General features: G+C 52.6%; 21 protein-coding genes. 9 read left to right on the forward strand and 12 right to left on the reverse strand.

Features of this window, described 5'->3' with window-relative positions:
• Positions 1–123: 123 nt before the first annotated feature.
• From pheT to mtaB, 9 genes are all read right to left on the reverse strand, one after another.
• On the reverse strand, positions 124–2,214 hold the full coding sequence (gene pheT, locus AC6I7T_RS15220; protein ID WP_497794342.1) for a phenylalanine--tRNA ligase subunit beta: 2,091 nt from the start codon (positions 2,212–2,214) through the stop codon (positions 124–126).
• Between the two features lie 102 nt (positions 2,215–2,316).
• On the reverse strand, positions 2,317–2,694 hold the full coding sequence (locus tag AC6I7T_RS15225) for a four helix bundle protein (protein ID WP_497794343.1): 378 nt from the start codon (positions 2,692–2,694) through the stop codon (positions 2,317–2,319).
• 75 nt (positions 2,695–2,769) lie between these two features.
• Positions 2,770–3,876, reverse strand: coding sequence for a phenylalanine--tRNA ligase subunit alpha (gene pheS, locus AC6I7T_RS15230; protein ID WP_497794344.1), 1,107 nt, complete (start codon positions 3,874–3,876; stop codon positions 2,770–2,772).
• A 101-nt stretch (positions 3,877–3,977) separates the two neighbouring features.
• A complete protein-coding gene (locus tag AC6I7T_RS15235) occupies positions 3,978–4,226 on the reverse strand; it encodes a hypothetical protein (RefSeq protein WP_497794345.1) in 249 nt (82 codons plus the stop codon).
• Between the two features lie 303 nt (positions 4,227–4,529).
• Positions 4,530–4,733, reverse strand: coding sequence for a hypothetical protein (locus AC6I7T_RS15240; RefSeq protein ID WP_497794346.1), 204 nt, complete (start codon positions 4,731–4,733; stop codon positions 4,530–4,532).
• 430 nt (positions 4,734–5,163) lie between these two features.
• On the reverse strand, positions 5,164–5,532 hold the full coding sequence (gene rplT, locus AC6I7T_RS15245; protein WP_497794347.1) for a 50S ribosomal protein L20: 369 nt from the start codon (positions 5,530–5,532) through the stop codon (positions 5,164–5,166).
• Positions 5,533–5,703: 171 nt separating this feature from the next.
• Complete coding sequence (gene rpmI / locus AC6I7T_RS15250; RefSeq protein WP_497794348.1) at positions 5,704–5,901, reverse strand: 50S ribosomal protein L35; 198 nt, start codon at positions 5,899–5,901, stop codon at positions 5,704–5,706.
• 260 nt (positions 5,902–6,161) lie between these two features.
• The gene (infC, locus tag AC6I7T_RS15255; protein WP_497794349.1) at positions 6,162–6,803 is read right to left on the reverse strand and encodes a translation initiation factor IF-3; all 642 of its coding nucleotides are present in this window, start codon (positions 6,801–6,803) and stop codon (positions 6,162–6,164) included.
• Positions 6,804–6,869: 66 nt separating this feature from the next.
• Positions 6,870–8,234, reverse strand: a complete 1,365-nt coding sequence (mtaB, locus tag AC6I7T_RS15260) for a tRNA (N(6)-L-threonylcarbamoyladenosine(37)-C(2))-methylthiotransferase MtaB (RefSeq protein WP_497794350.1) — start codon at positions 8,232–8,234, stop codon at positions 6,870–6,872.
• Between the two features lie 165 nt (positions 8,235–8,399).
• Here mtaB and AC6I7T_RS15265 point away from each other — a divergent pair, with 165 nt between their 5' ends.
• A complete protein-coding gene (locus AC6I7T_RS15265) occupies positions 8,400–8,855 on the forward strand; it encodes a response regulator (protein ID WP_497794351.1) in 456 nt (151 codons plus the stop codon).
• A gap of 122 nt (positions 8,856–8,977) precedes the next feature.
• Here AC6I7T_RS15265 and AC6I7T_RS15270 read toward each other — a convergent pair whose 3' ends face one another.
• Both AC6I7T_RS15270 and rpsU read right to left on the reverse strand, forming a co-directional pair.
• Positions 8,978–9,277, reverse strand: coding sequence for a zinc-ribbon domain containing protein (locus tag AC6I7T_RS15270; RefSeq protein WP_497794352.1), 300 nt, complete (start codon positions 9,275–9,277; stop codon positions 8,978–8,980).
• A gap of 289 nt (positions 9,278–9,566) precedes the next feature.
• On the reverse strand, positions 9,567–9,764 hold the full coding sequence (rpsU, locus tag AC6I7T_RS15275) for a 30S ribosomal protein S21 (protein WP_497794353.1): 198 nt from the start codon (positions 9,762–9,764) through the stop codon (positions 9,567–9,569).
• A gap of 197 nt (positions 9,765–9,961) precedes the next feature.
• Between rpsU and AC6I7T_RS15280 the strand changes: the two genes are divergently transcribed.
• The 5 genes from AC6I7T_RS15280 (at position 9,962) to AC6I7T_RS15300 (ending at position 15,736) form a co-directional block, all read left to right on the forward strand.
• Positions 9,962–10,480, forward strand: coding sequence for a gamma carbonic anhydrase family protein (locus AC6I7T_RS15280; RefSeq protein ID WP_497794354.1), 519 nt, complete (start codon positions 9,962–9,964; stop codon positions 10,478–10,480).
• Between the two features lie 21 nt (positions 10,481–10,501).
• Positions 10,502–11,302: an alpha/beta hydrolase gene (locus AC6I7T_RS15285; RefSeq protein ID WP_497794355.1), complete on the forward strand. Its 801-nt coding sequence runs from the start codon at positions 10,502–10,504 to the stop codon at positions 11,300–11,302.
• A gap of 156 nt (positions 11,303–11,458) precedes the next feature.
• A complete protein-coding gene (gene hisS / locus AC6I7T_RS15290) occupies positions 11,459–12,748 on the forward strand; it encodes a histidine--tRNA ligase (protein ID WP_497794356.1) in 1,290 nt (429 codons plus the stop codon).
• Positions 12,749–12,802: 54 nt separating this feature from the next.
• Complete coding sequence (gene aspS / locus AC6I7T_RS15295) at positions 12,803–14,602, forward strand: aspartate--tRNA ligase (protein WP_497794612.1); 1,800 nt, start codon at positions 12,803–12,805, stop codon at positions 14,600–14,602.
• 243 nt (positions 14,603–14,845) lie between these two features.
• Positions 14,846–15,736: a polysaccharide deacetylase family protein gene (locus AC6I7T_RS15300; protein WP_497794357.1), complete on the forward strand. Its 891-nt coding sequence runs from the start codon at positions 14,846–14,848 to the stop codon at positions 15,734–15,736.
• A gap of 61 nt (positions 15,737–15,797) precedes the next feature.
• Here AC6I7T_RS15300 and AC6I7T_RS15305 read toward each other — a convergent pair whose 3' ends face one another.
• On the reverse strand, positions 15,798–16,610 hold the full coding sequence (locus tag AC6I7T_RS15305) for a rhomboid family intramembrane serine protease (protein ID WP_497794358.1): 813 nt from the start codon (positions 16,608–16,610) through the stop codon (positions 15,798–15,800).
• A 701-nt stretch (positions 16,611–17,311) separates the two neighbouring features.
• Between AC6I7T_RS15305 and AC6I7T_RS15310 the strand changes: the two genes are divergently transcribed.
• From AC6I7T_RS15310 to AC6I7T_RS15320, 3 genes are all read left to right on the forward strand, one after another.
• Complete coding sequence (locus AC6I7T_RS15310; RefSeq protein ID WP_497794359.1) at positions 17,312–17,509, forward strand: hypothetical protein; 198 nt, start codon at positions 17,312–17,314, stop codon at positions 17,507–17,509.
• Complete coding sequence (locus AC6I7T_RS15315) at positions 17,506–17,862, forward strand: carboxypeptidase-like regulatory domain-containing protein (protein ID WP_497794360.1); 357 nt, start codon at positions 17,506–17,508, stop codon at positions 17,860–17,862. Before AC6I7T_RS15310 ends, AC6I7T_RS15315 begins: the two co-directional genes overlap by 4 nt.
• Before the next feature lie 153 nt (positions 17,863–18,015).
• Positions 18,016–18,207: a hypothetical protein gene (locus AC6I7T_RS15320; protein WP_497794361.1), complete on the forward strand. Its 192-nt coding sequence runs from the start codon at positions 18,016–18,018 to the stop codon at positions 18,205–18,207.
• Positions 18,208–18,332: the final 125 nt, after the last annotated feature.

The raw sequence follows: 18,332 nt of genomic DNA on the forward strand, positions 1-18,332 counted from the left end.
GCAACTATTGCCTGTAAAAAAGCCCCTTACAACGCGCTGGCCTTTACTGCTTATATCCCTCTTTTCCACTACTCGACATTTCGGGAATCGCTTCCTCAATGTCGAGCAGGGAGATAGGAGCAACTAAGAGCGCAGTCTGCCACCCAGGCTTTGCATAGTCGAAAGAATTTGATCGGAGAAGGTTTGTACCTGTTCTTCCCGCAATGTCGCTTCAGACGATTGGAAAGTTGTACCTAACAAAAGTGAGTATTCGCCAGCGGCTAAACGCTTGTCCCGGAAGATCTCACGGGGAGCGTACTCAATCATCTCTGCAATTCTCAATGACTGAAGAGCCTCGGCTATCTGTGCCCACTGAATCTTTTCCGGGAAGACCAGGGAGAAGTCGCGGCGCACCGGCTGGAAGCGAGACAGCTCCTTTGCAAGCGGTTGACGCAAGGTCTGGCGATAGAGACGCTCCAGAGAGAATTCCCCAACCAACACCTGCTGCTTCAACTTCCGGCGCGAAGCTTCCGCCGGATGTAGTTGCCCGAAATATCCAATCGTAGTGCCATCAAGCACTACACGAGCAGAACGGAAGGGATGAAGCCAGGATGGCATCAATCCCGAATCTGCTGGGAAGGCGTCGAAATACAAAGACTTTGATGAGAAACGGGAGAAGAGCTCTTCGATCGCGCCTTTGAAATCGTAGAGATCGAAGCCGCGAGCCCCTTGATGAGGTCCCGTAACCGGAAGTTCTCCGGCAATGCCAATTGCCAAAGAAGGCCGCTCTTCCACGCGCTCCGTTGTGCCGCTAAAGATGGTCCCCATCTCGAAGAGACGCACATCGTCCACATCGCGATTGAGATTACCCGCCAACATGGTCAACATGCCCGGCACCAAAGAAGGCCGCAGCATACCGGCTTCCTCACTCAGAGGATTCCCGAGAGGAACCGCAGGAGCACTCTGCAGCGAGAAAGTAACTGCATCGGTAGCCGATGTGAAAGTACTGGAAATCGCCTCATTAAACCCAAGAGCCAGCAGAGTACGGCGGACCACCGTCTCCTTTTCCGCCCAAGGCAGCTGCACCACCGCGCCGGAGAAGGCAGGAAGGGTATTGGCAAAGCGGTTATAGCCGTAAACGCGAGCGACCTCTTCGATTAAATCGATCTCACGTTCGACATCCAGACGCCAGCTGGGCAAGGTCACCGTATAAGCGTCCTTGCTTTGTTTTGTAAGGGAGCATCCTAATGCAGCGAGCACGGTCTCAATAATCTCTGCCGTGATGCCCTCTTTCTCCGTTGTGGTGCCCAATATGCGCTGCACTTCGCCAACTGCGAGTGCTACCGGAGCTCGCTTGGCCGTACGCGTCTCGGCCTCGGGGATAACGATGTCGACGAGTTCCCCTTCTACATATCCCCCATTTTCGAGAATCAGGAGGGAAACGAGCGCCGAACCAATGGGAGATGCGTTGAAGTCGGCTCCACGTTCGAAGCGATGGGAGGCATCGGTATGCAATCCATGCCTACGGGAAGTTTGACGAACGCAGGCAGGATCAAACCAGGCCGCCTCGACCAGAATGTTTTTGGTCTCGGGCGTAATCATGGAATCCCACCCACCCATGACTCCGGCCAGCCCCAGTGCCTTCTTTTCGTCCGCAATAACGAGATCACTGAAATCGAGGGTCCGTTCCACGCCGTCGAGGGTCTTGAGTTTTTCTCCCTTGTGGGCGCGGCGAACAACGATTCCGCCTTCGAGTTTGTCGAGATCGTAGGCATGTGTCGGCTGGCCCATCGCCATCCACACATAATTTGTTGCATCGACTGCGTTGGAGATGAGCTTTTGCTCCAGCAATCCGAAGTAGTCGGCCAATGCGCCTTTCGAATTCCCGATCTTCACGTCGCGCAGCACTCGGGCGGTGAAACGTCCGCAAAGCTCCGGAGCCTCGATCCGCACAGGATACGGCTTAGCAGCAGGACGTGCAGACGGAAGCGCAGTCTCCAGAGGCTTCAGCTCCGCTCCATAAATGGCTGCAGCTTCCCTGGCGACACCGTAATGATTCATCGCGTCGACGCGATTGGTGGTGACGTCCATTTCAAACAACGAGCCCTTGCCCTCACCCAGAGCAAAGACTCCGTCCACGGCAATTCCGCGCAAGGTCAGATCATCCGCCAGCTGCTGGTCACTCACAGCAAGCGGCGGCAAATAGGAACGGAGCCAATTGGTCAGAATCTTCATAAATGTCAGCTGGTACAACGGTCAGCTAAAAGGCGGTCAGCTAAAGTCCGGTCGGCTAAGAACCGGTCAGCCAAAACCACGCTAGCTGATTTTCTTTCTCGCCTATGTCTCAGGCGCTTGTTTCCTATTCAAAGTATTGAGAAACGCATTGAGCATTCTTGCTACTTCTTCACATTGCTCAATCATTTCGTTTCCCCGCGTTGGATCCAAATATTTCAAATCCGCCGCCAAAATAATCTGTGTTTCTAATTCAGAGAGCGATCCACGTGCATGACCAAGAAAGACGGCAAAAGCACTATCTGAGAGACGTCCATGCCCCTCTGCAATATTGCTGGGCACCGAAACAGCGCTTCTTCTCATTTGGCTGGTCAATCCGAAGATTTCAGTTTTCGGAAAGCTCGCGGTCACAGCATAAACCTCACGAGCCACTTGCATTGATTTCTGCCAAACCTGCAAATCCCGAAAATGCTTCGTCTTCATTCTGCTTGCTGCCTTTTGCTGACCGGTTCTTAGCCGACCGGACTTTAGCCGACAGGTTTTCAGCTGACCGCCTTATCAGCTGAATTGTTCCAGAAACCTCATATCTCCCGAATAGAACTGTCCGATATCGCTGATGCCGTACTTCATCATGGCAATGCGTTCTACGCCCATACCGAAGGCGAAACCGCTAATCTTTTTGGGATCGTAGGCTGGCTGCTTCTGCTGCGCGAAGGCGAAGACAGCGGGATCTACCATGCCGCATCCCAACAACTCGATCCATCCCGAGAACTTGCATTTGCGGCATCCCTTGCCCCCGCAAAAGATGCAGCTGATCTGCACGTCGGCGCTTGGTTCCGTAAAGGGGAAGAAGGACGGGAAGAAACGCGTCTTCACGCTGGAGCCGAAGAAAGCCTTCATCGCATGATTCAGCGTGCCCTTCAGATCGCTGAAGGTGATGTTGGTATCGACACAAAGCCCTTCCACCTGGTGAAAGATTGGCGAGTGCGTGGCATCCGCAGCATCATTGCGGTGAACCTTGCCCGGAATCACAATCCGGACCGGTGGAGGCTGTTGCTCCATCGTACGAATCTGCACCGGCGAGGTGTGGGTCCGCATCAGCAGGCGCTCACGGAGAGGACGCCGCTCCTGATTCGCAACCACCAGTGTGTCCTGAGTGTCGCGAGCCGGATGGTTCGGCGGAAAGTTAAGCGATTCGAAATTGTAGTAGTCGGTTTCAACTTCCGGACCTACTCCGACGGAGAAGCCCATGGATTGAAAGACCGACACAATCTCGTTCATCGTGCGCGTGATCGGATGCTCGGCACCTAGCAGTCGGCGAGTACCGGGAAGGGTGATATCGATGGCTTCCGCAGCAAGCGCAGCATCGCTGGGACCGCTTGCAGAGGCGCGCTCCAGCAGTTCTTCGACCTGCACCTTGAGAACATTAAAGCGCTGGCCGAGCTGCTTCTTTGCAGTGGGAGGCGCTGGCTTAAGCCAAGCGTCGCTAATGAGCTTCAAACGTCCCTGTTTGCGCCCCAGCCATTCCAGACGAAACTGCTCTACGGCCGCGGCATCGGCCAATGCGCTGGCTGAAGCCTCTACCTGAGCGGTTAACGCTCCGAAGGCCTGGTCGAGAGAAGCGTCGTCATAACCCGATAGAGAAGGAATTTGGTCTTGCGACATATTCCTATTGAGGATAAATCAAAGCGGGGCAAGACTTCCGACATACGCTCGATGCGAAGTCCGGGGAAGACTCCCGAAATCCTCAAGAATTGCACTGAAATTCAGGCATAAACGCTGACGATTTTAGCCGTCAGATTAATCTCCGCAGCAATCAGGCTTTGCCCAATGGCAGAAAGGCCTGCTATTCCGGAAACATAACCACGGTAGCGCTCCGAATTCTGTTCGATAAACGCATTCCGGCTATCGCCTTCAACTTTGACCTGATATGACAACTTCGTCGTCCCCATCTCCTGCAACAAAGACTGCTGTGCAGAAACCGAAGATAGAGCATCAACGCCACTTACCTGCATAGACTCCCCTCCTATGCGCTTTCACGTTGATCCGAAATTTGGTTTTACCGCAGTCGACGCTCCCTGAAGTGGAGCATCAGACAAAACCGAATGTGAAAACGCCCAATTCCTGCCTACCAAGCCGCCGGGGACACTGCTTAAAGCAGGATCGTTTCGTTCCTACCAATTTCTTGGCGAAACTCTGAAATTCTGCATGCAATTTATTGGCAATTCTTCCCGAAACTCAATTAGCAGGCCCTAAGAATTCATTTCGGTACTGAGAATGTTGCCTGGAGAACAGACACGATCCCAGGCTCCAGATTTTTATGAATGCAACTCTACGATGTAGTCCGCGAAGGTATCCGGGGACTGATCTTTGGATTCGTCCTCGGAATCGCTATCTTCTTCGAACTGAATGGGGCACACTACGCGCCGCTCTTTGAGGGGATCCCGTTGTTGATCACTTCGTTTCGACGCGATTACCAACTTTGCATAGTCTGCTCGTAATGCAGAACTGCCAACTCTCATGGCATCTCTCCCTGTTTTCTTAGGTTTCCGACCTCCCAAGCCCAGGACACTGCACACTTCATGTGGCAATTTTCGGCAAGAAACAGGGCCTGATTACAACGAAAGGTGTATAGAGAAATACGAATGGTAACCGGGTTGTGCCATTTCTATACGATTCCCAAATGCATTCCGCGAAGCTCTCGAGTAAACAGGAGTTTCAGACAAAGTACCTTATTCAGCAGAACGCACCGACCCCACAGAGCAACTTTTAGGGCATTTCCCGAAATACTGTGAACTTTCCACGTAACGGGAAGAGCGGCTTTCTTTGGCGGAAAGCCGCGCCAACTCCTATTGTTTTGGTCTACATCTTTTCGGGAAATGCTCTGATCGAGCTAAGAATGAAAAAGGGCACTCCGATGGAGTGCCCTTTTTCGAAAACTATCTTGAAACGTTATGCAGCCGGATTCGCGAGAGCAGCCTTTGCCTGATTGACAAGGGAGGTAAAGCCCTGAGGATCGTTCACTGCAACGTCGGCCAGGATCTTGCGATCCAGCTCGATGCCAGCCTTCTTGAGGCCGTTGATCAGCTGAGAGTAGCTTGTGCCGTTCAGCTTGGCAGCAGCGCTGATACGCACAATCCACAAAGAACGGAACTGGCGCTTCTTCTGGCGGCGGCCAATGTAGGCAAACTTAAGGCCACGCTCAACAGCTTCCTGCGCAGCTTGATAAAGCTTTGATTTCGTTAGGAAGTAGCCACTCGCCCTTTTCAGAATCTTCTTACGGCGGTCACTACGTTTCGTTCCACGTTTTACGCGGGGCATTGCTTGGTTCTCCTTTGCGTCTTTCGTTTCGCGGCTGGAGGCAGGAGGCATAAGCAGAAATGCTTATGCTGAACCTCTTCACTCGCTTTACTCACCTGTTCTCTCGGCTGCAGTTTCTGAGCCGGGGGCCTATGCGCAACGCTTGAGCGCGGCCCTCATCTTGAGGATGGATCAGGCGTAAGGGATCATGCGGGACACCTTCGCGTGGTCGGCATCCGAAACCAGCGTGATTGCACGAAGCTTCCGCTTGGTTTTGGTTTCCTTCGACGTAAGGATGTGGCGCATCTTGGTCTGGCCACGCTTGATCTTGCCGGTGCCAGTCTTCTTGAAGCGCTTTGAGGCGCCGCTATGTGTCTTTAACTTAGGCATTTTGTTCTCGGATCGTAACGAGTTACATGTCGCACACTGACGCGAAGTCGCGTCAACACGACATTTCTCAGTATAAGGCAGGAAGCTTGATTCTCCTAATCGAAGCTCAAGATTCGCCCCTTATGGCAAGACACTGACCCACGCGGAAGGCCACGGGAGACATGCCTGTCCTTATCGAATCTCGGTCGATAAATGATCCATACGGCCGCTTCCCGAACGCGGAAACGCCGGGTTTGGCCGTATGAAGCAGGTCTTTCCAACTACTGCACTGGAGTAGCTGATTTAGGAGCTTCGGCTGGGGCTTGTTGAGGGGCAACTTGCGCGGGTTTCGGCTTGGGAGCCTCGGCTTTCTTTCCCGGCGCAATAATCGCATGCAAAGTATTGCCTTCCATGCGAGGCATGAACTCCACAACACCCGCATCGCCTATGTCTTTAATCAGGCGATTGACGATGTTATAGCCAAGGTCGCGATGGGCCATCTGCCGTCCCTTAAAACGGAGCGAGGCCTTCACCTTGTCGCCATCGTTCAGGAAGCGAACTGCCTGATTCTTCTTCGTCTGGTAGTCGTGCTCATCCACTGTGACGGAGAATTTGACTTCCTTGATGGTGATAACCTTCTGCTTCTTACGAGCAGCGCGTTCACTTTTGTCTTTTTCGTAGAGAAATTTACCGTAATCCTGAATACGGCAAACTGGAGGCACCGCGTTTGGGGAAACCTCTACCAGATCCAAACCACGCTCTCGGGCGATCTTTAAGGCCTCAAACGGGGGGAGAATACCCAACTGCTCTCCCTTTTCGTCAATAACGCGCACTTCACGTACGCGGATTCTCTCATTAATGCGAATGAACTGCTTGGCCGAACGCTTATCGATGATTCTCCTCCACAATCGCGAAGCGGGCACTTCTAGGCGGGCGCTTCGCCCTGAGAGTATAGCATTGGTCGCAGCAATTTTTGAGGATCATCCGCGCTATACTGCTCGCCCAGAGAGGCCGCTCGGGATAATTGATTGGATGCGGGCCACTATGGGACGGTTCGAAGAAAGGAGCTCTGGCAGCTCAACCCGCAAGAAGTTGTCCGTTAAAGCCTCGGTCCGGCCCTGAGATGCAAGTTCCGGAGCCGTATGCAAAGTTAGGCAGGAAAGTTCTTCCCCCAGAAATGTCTTTCGAAATGCCAGATTCTTTTCTGCAATGAGGCCGCGTAAAGCGCTCATCCTCTCTTGTACAACGGGTGTCGGAACAGCAGCAGATTGATGTAGCTGCCACGCCTTTGTTCCAGGACGAGCTGAAAAAGGAAAGAGGTGCAAATAAGTAAAGGGCAGACGGGCGATAAAGGCGTAGCTCTCACGAAAGAGAGTCTCCGTTTCCCCAGGAAAACCAACCATCACATCGGCACCAATCGCGGCCTTGGGAATGCTGGCATGAATAGCCTCTACCTTTTCCGCATAGTGCCAAGGCCTATATCGCCGGTGCATCGCACGAAGGATGGTGTCCGATCCGGATTGCAGTGGAAGGTGAGCATGGCGGGCCAATCTCGACGACGTAGACTCTCGGCTGTATTCGTTGAAGAGTGTGAGTAGATTGGCGGACCAGTCCATAGGCTCAATCGAACTAAGCCGCAAGCGTGGCAGTGAAGTACGTTCCATAATGGCCCGAACAAGATCTTCCAAATGAAGACCAGGCTCCAAATCCCGCCCCCAGCGGCCAAGATTGATACCGGAAAGCACAAGCTCCTGTCCGCCGCTCTCCACGAAATCCTGCACCTGGGCCAGCACCATTTCGAGGGAATGCGAACGGCTTGCTCCACGGGTCGTCGGAATAATGCAGAAGGAACAGCGATTTGAACAACCATCCTGCACCTTAAGGTTCGGACGTGTCTGGTCGGACCTCCCCAACTCTACGATCGCCAGATCGGAATGGGCGAAGCTATCATCTGCCCATATCGGCGCGGACCGGCCTCCGCCTGCACTCGCAATTGCGGTTATAGGAACCATGGAAGAAGAGGTCGTGGCAATCTCAGCCAGGAGCGCCTTGTGACTATTCCCGATGACGGCACTTACCCCTTCCAATCGCGCCAATTCTTCCGGCGCCCGCTGAGCATAGCAGCCTGTGACAATGACACGTGCTTCGGGATTCCGACGGCGTGCGCGACGCAGAAAAGCGCGGGCCATCCGGTCAGCTTCCGCCGTTACGCTGCAGGTATTTACGATGAGCAGATCTGCTGCTTCCGGGCTGGAAGCAGGCACAAAACCACGACGGCAGAGATCGGCAGCAATAGCCTCGCCATCGGCTCTCTGAGCCCTGCATCCGAAGTTCTCGACGTGATATCCTGCCATCAAGTTGAGTTTACCAATGGGGAACGCTTTTCGCGCTTCACGCTATCGGTTGCCCGCTTCCCCAGCTTGTGTAAAAGTTCCCCTGCAACGCTCGCATCAGCTCACCATGCACGCCCAAGCCGATGTTGCCTGCTCAACGTCCCGTAACTGCACCGGAGGCAATCCATGAAACGTCGTATTTTGCTTGTCGACGATGAGTTGACGATTTTGTTAACACTCAAGGCTGTCCTTGAGATCCACGGATTTGAGGTAGACACCGCTGCATCTGCACGGGAAGCCAAGGTGCGACTGAAGACAGGCACCTACCACATGGTTATTACAGACATGCGGATGGAAAATGAAAGATCGGGAGTAGAAGTCATGCAGGCAGCCAAACGGGCTCCGTATCAGCCTGCTGTAGCACTTCTGACAGCTTTCCCACTCTCCGGGACCGACTGGCAGGAACAAGGCGCCGACCAGATGCTGGTCAAGCCGATGAACACACCAGACCTGCTGCTACAGATCGAAGCCCTTCTAGTCTCCCACGAAGACAAAAAACGCAAACATGCCACCCGGGCAATTCCCGAGATAAAGAGCCGCCGTCGGGCTGAAGAAGAACCTGCTGCCTCTACGGGGAGCTAGAGCATTTCCCGCAAAGATGTAGACCAGGTCACAAAATCATACGCAGCTTTCCGCAAAGAAAGCTGCACCTCTGTATTGCTGGCGAGCCTATACCTATGCGGGAAATGCTCTAATCTCCAAACCTAAGGCGCTACTGCGGCGGCCGGTGGCCGCTTTTGCTGAAAGCACTGTCGGCAAAGCACAGGCCGCCCCTGCGTCGGTTTGAACGGCACAGTCGTCTCTGCCCCACAGGCCGAGCAAATGGTTTTCGTCTCAGAACGAACTGTCCCTGAAGATCCATTCGCGCGCTTTGCCTTGCATTGCTTGCATCGTTTTGGGTCGTTTTTGAATTGCTTATCGTGAAAGAAGATCTGTTCGCCGGCGGTAAAGACGAAATCATTTCCGCAGTCCACGCATTTCAGGATCTTATCGACGAATTCCATGGCCTGTTTTCCCCATAGCGGGACCAGCTGCGGCGGGAGAAAGAACGCAATCCGAGGGGAAAATGCTCGCAGAACTGTCCTGCTTCTCTAGCTTTGAATTTGAATTTTTTCTAAAGGGGCCCGGCCGCAAAGAGGAGCGGCATACATATAGAGTCATTTCCCGCTGTTCTGGAAAATCACGATGGCCATCCTGAACAGGACAACCGATACTGCAGGTTATTTTTATTATGAATTTTGTCTGACTCACCCCGGTCTTTCCAAAGCATCTGGAAGAACCGGGGTCGAGAGGTTAGTCCTGCTCTTTACGAGCCTTTTTGCGATTCCGTTTACGTGCGAGCGCTTCCTTGACGCGCTTCTTTTCGCCTGGCTTCAGGTAGAAGGAGTGACGCTTAACTTCCTTGATGATGTCCTCCTGCTGTACCTTCCGCTTAAAGCGGCGCAACGCATTCTCTAACGGTTCGCCTTCCTGAATTCGAACCTCTGCCAAAAGAACTACACCTCCAGACGTCCCAAAAGGGCTTCAACTAGGATACGGTAATCTTCGGACGGCTCGTCAAGGTAAAAGAGACTGAAGCGACTACTTTTATTCAGGAAGCGACCTCCATTTTGCCCTTCTGTCATAAAAAATCTCTATCAGACAACAAGATGCGGCCATCTCTGCACAAGAAAGGATGCAATTCTCTCATGATCCGCTCATACCAAGGAATCACTCCCTCCATCCCGGAAAGCTGCTATATCGATCTTTCGGCGCAAGTTTTAGGGGATGTTGTTCTGGGAGAACGATCAAGTGTCTGGATGAACGCTGTCGTGCGAGGGGACGTGAACTCAATCCGCATTGGGTCGAATTCCAATGTTCAGGATTGTGCCGTTTTGCATGGAATGCGCTATGTCTATCCGGTCACCGTTGGGGATTGGGTAACAATTGGACACAATGCCACTGTTCACGGCTGCGTGATCGAAGATGCCTGCCTGATTGGTATGGGAGCTACCATCTTGAATAATGCCCGCATCGGAGAAGGTTCCATCATTGCTGCCGGATCAGTGATTCCGGAGAATGCAGTCATCCCGCCTCGCTCCTTAGTCGCCGGAGTACCAGGGAAAATACGGCGCAAATTGGAAGACAAAGATCGAGAGATGATCCTCCAATACGCAAAGAACTACCTTGATTATCTTGAGCTTTACAAAAAAGAGCAGTACTCGTAAGGGCAATCGGATCTACTGGCCATGCAACAAAACGTTGTTGCAACAATTCCGCCTCAAGAAGCAGTTTCCTTGCTCAATCCGCGTGGGCTTACCTTACGAGGCATTCTCAACCGTGTCCCGGGAAGCAAGATTCTGATACTGGCGCACGGCTTCACGAGCGATAAAGATGCTCACGGCCGCTTTCCCAGACTTGCAGAAATTGCAAACCGGCTCGGATGGTCAACGCTGGCTTTTGACTTTTCCGGATGCGGAGAGAGCGATGATGCTCCGCTAACGGTAGAACGAGAAATCGAAGATCTACGCACCATCGTCAATTTCACGCGGACAAAGAATTATCAGCAGCTGGCACTGTTGGGAAACAGTCTAGGCGCCCGTATCTGCCTCTCTTGCGCTGACCTCCAGCCCGACACCATGATTCTGATCGGAGCTGCACTGAATGCGGTGCACTATCGATGGGAAGAGTATTTCTCCATAAGCCAGCTTGAGGAATTACGCTCCACAGGAATGATGCATTACCCAGTCGATCGGCGAGGGCGGACAGAGTGCCTGATTACTCAGCAAACTCTCGATGACTTCGCGACCTTCGACCAGAAGAACATTCTGGCCGCTCTGCACTGTCCCATCCTGCTGATCTATGGCGATTCCGGCTGGGAGGAACAAACACTCTTGGCTACTGGACGAGAGGCACTCCCGCAGCTGCCGCAAGGCTCTCGTCTGGAAGTGATTGCAGGAGAGGAGCATGGATGCCGAGCTCAATTCGATCAGGTACTGATACACCTCGAACTCTGGCTGCAGGGTCTCGAAAAACAAGAACTTCCTTAAGAATTCACAAATGGCACGTCAAACAGAAGTCCTGTAAAACTCGGACTCCGTGCATGGCTGACGAAACAGTCAAGGCCTCGTTGGTTTCATCGGAAGAGTTGATGCCCCGTAGAAGCCTTGTATTCTAAAAAGAAGGATGATCAAGGCCTAAGCCTCATGAGTACTTTGAAAGCTGTACGCGGCACCCGCGACCTGCTGCCGCCCGAAACCGAACTTTGGAACAAGATGGAAGCGACCGCACGTGCGGTCTTTGCGCGCTATAACTTCGGGGAGATTCGCACTCCGATCTTTGAAGAAACCCAACTCTTTGCCCGCGGAGTAGGCGAAGAGACCGATATCGTCTCGAAAGAGATGTACACCTGGGAAGATCGGCCTAGAGCTCAATCGGAAAAAGCACAATCCCTGACACTTCGCCCCGAGAACACGGCCGGGGTAGTTCGTGCGTATATCGAGCACAAATTGGGCGAAACCGGCCAATTGCAAAAGCTTTACTATATCGGCCCTCAGTTCCGTCGCGAACGTCCGCAGAAGGGCCGTTACCGCCAGTTCTTTCAGATTGGGGCCGAGGTCATTGGACCAACCAGCTCCGGATCGGAATCTCCTTTGCGCGATGCCGAAGTGCTGGAAATGCTGGCCACGCTGCTCGATGAGCTTGGTATCACCGGTTGGCAGTTGAAGCTGAACTCCGTAGGCTCTTCAACCGACAGGCCGCGTTACGTTGCCATACTGCGGGAAGCATTGAAGCCGGTTGTAGGACAGATGTGCCCGGATTGCCAGCGCCGTGCTGAAACGAATCCTCTACGCGTGCTCGATTGCAAGGTCCCGGAAGATCAGCCAATTATCGAAACCCTGCCCAAAATCGCAGATTCGCTGGACGAAGCATCGAAATCTCACTTTGCCGCTGTCTGCGCTGCGCTCGATGCCGCAGGAGTTCCTTATGTGCAGGATTACCGGCTGGTTCGTGGCCTCGACTATTACACCCGCACTACCTTCGAGTTCACACATGGCGGTTTAGGAGCGCAGAATGCTCTGCTGGGCGGTGGCAGATATGACGGCCTCAGTGAAGCAATCGGCGGCCCCAAGGCTCCCGGAATTGGTTTTGCCATGGGTGCGGATCGTTTGATATTAACGTTGGAAGCGCAGCAGCAAGCGCAGGCCTCCCTTGCCGATGTTTACATTGCGCCCATGGGAGAAGCCACGAATGCTCCTGCATTGAAGTTGGCGAGAGAACTTCGGCGTCAAGGCCTGAGAGTCGAGTTGGGAGATGGTTCGTTCCGTTTGAAGAAATCCTTCGAAACTGGGAACAAGCTGGCTCGTAAGATTCTTCTCCTGGGAGAAGACGAACTCGCCTCCGGTATGCTGACAATAAAGGATTTCTCCTCCGGGGAGCAGACCAAGGTCGCTCAGTCGGAGCTTATTCGGACTCTTCGGCCCGAAACCCACTAAGGAAGAGTAGGCACTCCATTGCTGGACTTTTTAGGCACACTGCAGCGTACACATATGTGCGGCCAATTGCGCGCCGCTCACGCCGGTCAATCCGTAGTTCTGATGGGCTGGGTCAACCGCCGCCGGGATCACGGTAATTTGATCTTTCTCGATCTCCGCGACCGTAGCGGCATCTCGCAGGTTGTCCTCGATAAAGATCAATCTCCGGATGCACACGCTAAGGGCGAACAGATACGTCCGGAATACGTCGTAGCCGCGATTGGTAAAGTGCGGATGCGTGACAAGGATGTCATCAACCCGAAAATGGAAACCGGCGAAATTGAAATTGTCGCCGATGAGGTTCTGGTGCTCAATGACTCCAAACCTCTTCCGTTCTCGCCCGCAGACGACGCGATCTCGAACGAAGAAGTCCGCCTGAAGTATCGCTTCCTCGACTTGCGGCGTGCCGAAATGCAGGCCAACCTGCTTATGCGTCACAAGGTGGCCATGGCGATCCGTGAGTATCTCTCCGGCGAAGGCTTCCTCGAAATCGAAACCCCGATTTTGACTCGTTCAACTCCGGAAGGCGCTCGCGATTATCTGGTACCCAGCCGCGTTCACCCTGGCAATTTTTATGCGCTGCCGCAGTCTCCGCAGATCTTCAAACAGATTCTGATGATCTCAGGATGCGACCGCTACTTCCAGCTCGCCCGCTGTTTCCGCGATGAAGATCTTCGTGCTGACCGCCAGCCGGAGTTCACCCAGATCGATCTGGAAATGACTTTTCCGCAGCAGGAAACCATTCACAGGATCGTTGAAGGCTTTCTGAAGGCCTCCTTCCATGTTGCGGGAATCGAACTGGAAATCCCGTTCCCACGTATGACCTTCGACGAAGCAATCCGGCTTTACGGTATCGACAAGCCAGATCTGCGTTTACCGGCGATGACCGAAATCCATGCAGCCTTTACTCCCGAACAGTTGGAGAGTCTGGCTCTGGACAAGAGCCTTCCTCTGGTAGCGGTACACATTCCCAATGTCGGAGATCTTTCGCGCAAGGAGCGTGACGATCTGCGACAACTCTACCCGCAGAAGATGACCGACCTGGAAGTGAAGGTTCTGGACGACTTCAAACGTCTTGAAAAGTCCTTCCCTGAAGCCGTTGCCAAGATCCGTGAACTTACCGGAGCAGCAGCAGGTGATCTGATCGTTCTGGTTGGTAAAGCCTCCTCTACGGAACCTCGGCCCGTACCTCCCGCCACTCTGGTGCTTTCATCCATTGAACGCGAAGTCTTCGAGATGGCAGGGCAGGTTCGCCTGGCTCTGGCACAGAAGTTTGCCGATCGCCACAAGGCCTTTGAGAAAAAGGGAACGGCCGAGGATTACAAGTTCCTTTGGGTTACGGACTTCCCGTTCTTCGAGTGGGACGACGAAACAAAGCAGTGGACCTTCGCGCATCACCCCTTCACTTCGCCGCATGAGGATGACCTCAAGGCAGGCAAGATGACCAGTGATCCCGGAATGGTTCGCGCTCTGGCTTATGACGTAGTGCTTAATGGCACGGAATTGGGCTCAGGATCGATTCGTATCCATCGCCAGGATATCCAGCGCCAGATCTTCTCCGCGCTCGGTATGAGCGACGAGGAGATGAAGGAGCGCTTCGGCTTCTTCCTTGAGACCCTTGAGTATGGAGCACCGCCGCATGGTGGAATCGCGCTCGGCGTGGATCGTATCGCCATGATCCTGGCAGGAGCTTCCAGCCTTCGCGAGGTTATCGCCTTCCCGAAGACAGCCAAGGCTATCGACCTTCTCATGGATGCTCCAACACCAGTCAGCGAACAGCAACTGCGCGAACTGCACATAAAGGTACGCAGCTAAGAAGTGATCGGCTATAAATCGGGCAGCTAAGGTCCGGGCAGCTAAAAGGCGGTCAGCAAAAACCAGAGAATCTACTTCTGGTAATTGCTGGCCGCTTTTCTGCATGTATTCTCCTTAGAGCATTCTCGCTTTTAGTATGGTCCAGCGGAAATCAGTGCAGTGTGGCCGTTCTTCGACGGAACGGCCACGCGGTCATTTGTTCAGGGTTTACAGTGAAAGCGAAAATGCGCTAGCGAGGGAAGCATGGAGAATCCTTGTCGCTCTGTAGATACCGGCACGCAAAATACTCTTCAACACCGAAGATCTTTCTTCCGCATGGCAATGACAGCTTTGCGGTTCATACATCCCCGCCTATGTGTATTGCTGATGACAGTTGCCTTCGCGGTCTTGCCATGTGGCAGCTACAGTTCACATGCGTTACAGAACGAGGTATCTCGTTTTACCTGGGACGAAGGAGCTATTGTTCGCGGAGATTTGTCCCAAAAGAAAATCGCATTGATCTTTACCGGCGGGGATTACGGAGAGGGAACGGAGCCGATACTCGACACGCTGCAATCTCTCCATGTCAAAGCAGGCTTTTTTGTCACTGGGGGCTATTTGCGAAAGCAGGAATACCGGCCTCTCCTCCAACGAGCCATAAAAGAAGGACATTACGTCGGACCGCACTCCGATCAACATCCGCTGTACTGCTCCTGGGACAATCGGCAACAAACCCTCATCACCGAAGAGCAGTTTAAGCAGGATCTCCGCAAGAACCTGGACGATCTTAGAGCTCTTGGGGCTACCTTCCCGGGAGGCATCTACTTTATTCCCCCCTACGAGTGGTTTAATCACGAGCAGGCGAAATGGGCATCGGAGATGAACATCCAGATGTTCAACTTTTCTCCTGGCAGTGGTTCCAATCGTGATTACATGCCGGAAAGTCAGCGCGGCTTCGTCTCCTCACAGACAATCTACGAGGGAATTCTCAACTACGAGAAAAAAGATCCGCACGGATTGAACGGATATATTCTGCTGATCCATCTTGGAGCTGACCGCAAAGACAAGATGTTCATGCTGCTTCCAAGCCTGATTAAAGACTTGCGGCAGCGCGGTTATGAATTTATCCGCATCGACGAGATGCTAAGACGCTAGAGCTTTCATCTGACCGGAGTTTAGCCGACCGCTTTACCAGCCGACCGGCTCTCAGCTGTTTTTAATTCATCCATCCGCGGTCATTCGGGTCATTGCCACGACGATCCGGATCGATATAGCGGCCTTCGCTATCGAAATGAACATCGCGATTCTGCTTCCGCATATAGACCTCAAACTTCCGTGCTGCGCGACGCCGTTTCCAGCGATAGTAGTTATTCCGCAAACCGTAATACCACTCGCTAAAGCCAGCGCCAACGCCCCTGCGCGAGGCAAACCGCACGTAAAGATAACCGGTGAGCGCACCACCAAGCTGCGAAATAGCAAATAGCTTGTCCTGTAGGAAAAATCCTGCAGTCGCGATCAACAGATAGACCATCGTCAGGTACTTTGCCTTAATCAGCACAGGGAAGGGAAACATCATGAACTCCATATCCCCATGCAGTACACCAAACGCAACCAGAAGCCCAAAGATGCCGCCAAAAGCCCCTGTCAGGTATACGCTGCCATGCAGCGGACCCCATAGAATTACGGCAGCTAATCCGGCACCAACTACAGAGACGAAATAGAGCTGAGCCAGCCAGCGCGGACCGTAGCTGGATTCAAGAAAGCTCCCTAGAAACCAGAGAGAGAGCAGTTCCAATGCGGTCCCCAGAATTCCTGAATGAATAAAGCTGTATGTCAAAAGCTGCCAGATCCACCCCTGCAAAACCCGCATTGGATTCAACACAATCCAGGAGGAGATCTGTATGTACACAAGAGGGGAAACCTCTTTCAGAAGCAACAGACCAAAGAAAATACCCAAGTTCCACAGGATGAGCTTTCGTGTAAATCCACGAAAATCCGGGAAATTCATGATGCTTGAGGTACGGCGCATAATTTCGATCCTTCTACGTTGCGTGCTTTCTGTCCAGTGGAGCGGCCTTGTCTCAGAAGAGCCGTCCCGGTTTCTCGTGTTTTATTTCTCTGTATGAAGGTTCTGATGCTGATAATTAAGGCCCCCAGCTCCTCTCGTCAAGCCTTGTAGCAGCCCTCCGATTCCAGATCGGATATTTCCGGCCTGCTATCGAACTGGCAGCTTCGGAAGACCATTTTGAAAAGCCCGCAAGAAAAATTTAGCTCAATGAAAATCGGATTTTCGACGATGGCCCAAATTCGGCGGCGGGAATAAACTTTTGCAATGGCTCATCCGTGCATCCTGTGTGGATTTTTCCCGTCAGATTCTGCAGGGCTGTGCCTGCATTGGCTGGAGCTATACCGTTTACGCAAACGGTGTGTCCGTCGGAAAGAATTTCGGCGCGGCTTTTTCCTTTAAGAAGAGCCACTCTTGATTTTCGTTCGGTTCGGACACAGGATTTGTGAAAACGGTCTAAAAAACTCCCGTTATTGGCAAACCAACGCAAATATCGAGAGTCAAAAGAGAAAATTTGTCATCAAATTTTCTCGAAATGGTGAGATTCTGCATGACACACATGGACTCCCCTTGACCTGAAAGCGACTTAGCTCTAAAACTAGCGAAGTCGCACCCGCTGGTGCCGCATCAATTAATCCTAAATACTCCGTGGAGTGGAGAGTCGTATGCCTGTTTGTCCCGAGTGCGAGAGCGATCTGGATTTCGAAGTAGATGAAGTGGAAGAGGGTGACACCGTCATTTGTGACGAGTGTGGATCCGAGTTCGAAATAGTGGCAACTGAACCACTTGAACTAGCCAAGATTGACGATGATGATTTGGAGGATGATGACGAGGATTACTCGGACGAGGAAGAGGAAGAATGACATTTAAGGCACCGCATGTGCGTTCGGCAGTTGTGGCCCTTGCCGTACTGGTCTTCCTACTGGGGCCTGCAATGATGCTTGCACAGGCAGGAGCTCAGCGTTTAGTCGAAGGTAAGGTGACTGGAAGCGATGACCAGCCAGTCGCAGGGGCTATCGTTTACCTGAAGGACCTGAAGAAGCTGACAATCAAAAGCTTCATCAGCACTCCGGAAGGGAACTTTCGTTTTGGTCAACTCAATCCCGATACGGACTACGAAATCTGGGCTGAGTTGAAAGGAAAAAAGAGCTCGACAAAAACCGTCAGCTCGTTCGATACCAAGAAGGTGTTTCAATACACCTTGAAAATCAAGTGATTACGCGATTGCTAAGTGACGATTTTTGAATCAGCATTTCGCTTAGCAATCGCTATAACTCCACCCCGTCTTAGCTGTTTCCCGCCCGGATCTCACAAAGTAATGTGCATATAAACCCTTTCTTTTCAGTGGCTAGCGTGTTATCGTAGCCTCATGCAAGTCACAATTAATGTCCCTGGCCTTATAGTTACCGCCGCGGAGAAACATGGCAAGCCGCTAGCCGAGTACATTGAAGAGTTTTTGACAACTCACGCGGAGCAGTTTGCGGAACACGTCACTCCCAGTGCTGTTGCCAGCGCGATGGACCGCATCCATCAATTGAGAAAAGGTTTGGCAGAGAAGTAGTACCAGCTCCAGCTATAGAGCATTTTTCGGCAAGACCGAAGCCTGAAAGCATCAGCAATATTCCGTTCGAAGAAAGCCGCATTCGCCCATAGCGAGTGCACAGCTATGCGAAAAATGCTCTAGCA

This window comes from Humiphilus diazotrophicus, assembly GCF_059726315.1.